This window comes from Thalassospira sp. UBA4513 (genome assembly GCF_002388495.1).
Lineage (GTDB): Bacteria > Pseudomonadota > Alphaproteobacteria > Rhodospirillales > Thalassospiraceae > Thalassospira > Thalassospira tepidiphila.
The window spans coordinates 18,850-19,832 of record NZ_DGMR01000041.1 but is presented as its reverse complement, the minus strand read 5'-3'; the positions used below and the strand labels follow the sequence as shown (position 1 = coordinate 19,832).

Annotated in this window: 2 protein-coding genes; both read right to left on the bottom strand. The window is 58.7% G+C overall.

The window, feature by feature from the left end; translation table 11 throughout:
- A partial coding sequence (locus tag B2T33_RS20110; protein WP_286793036.1) for a methionine ABC transporter permease occupies positions 1–410 on the bottom strand: 410 nt, incomplete at its 3' end.
- A 3-nt stretch (positions 411–413) separates the two neighbouring features.
- On the bottom strand, positions 414–983 hold a 570-nt coding region (locus B2T33_RS20105), incomplete at its 5' end, for a methionine ABC transporter ATP-binding protein (RefSeq protein WP_286793034.1).

Below are 983 nucleotides of genomic sequence, written 5' to 3'. Positions count from 1 at the left end.
ACCTTGGTCACGACCTGCACCGGGCGCGCGCCCATGGCCTGGGCGGCTTCGATCAGGCCGCCATCGACTTCGCGCATCGCACCTTCGATGATCCGCGCAATGAACGGAATGGCCGCCACAGTCAATGGCACGATGGCAGCAGACGTGCCAATCGAGGTGCCGACGACAAAGCGGGTAAACGGAATGATCGCCACCGCCAAAATGATGAACGGGACCGAGCGGGTTGCATTGACCAGCGGGCCAAAAACGCGCTGGAACCAAAGGGCTTCAAACAGCTCCCCCCGGCCAGAGGTGGCGAGCAGCACACCAAGCGGCAAGCCAAAGGCCGTCGCAATCGTAAGCGAGACGGCCACCATATAAAGGGTTTCACCGGTCGCCTGAAGCAGAATGGGTGCAAGGGTAGAAAACATGACTTAGCCCTCCTGCCCGGCGGCAACGCCGCTGGTATTTGTATTGGTTTTGGTGGTGCTGTTCGCATCTGATCCGGCGCGGAAATCCATGAATTCATCGGCCAGAAGCGATTGGGTGGTCGCGTGTTTCGGATCGGCAAAGATGCCTTCAACCGCGCCCTCTTCGACAATCACACCAGCATCCATGACCGCCACACGGTCACACAGCGCCTTGACCACCGCCATTTCGTGGGTGATCACCACCATGGTCAAACCAAGGCGTTTGTTGATGTCCTTAAGGAGTGTGAGGATCTGACGAGTGGTTTCCGGATCAAGGGCGGATGTCACCTCGTCACACAGCAAAACCTTGGGGTTGGATGACAGCGCACGCGCAATGCCGACACGCTGTTTCTGACCGCCCGACAGTTCGGCCGGGTAGCGATCACGCTTTTCTTCAAGCCCGACAAGCGGCAACAGCGGATCAACCGCCTTGGCGATCTCGGCCTTGGTGACACCGGCAAGCTCAAGCGGCAGCGCGATGTTATCAAACACGGTGCGTGACGACAGAAGGTTGAAATGCTGAAACACCATGCC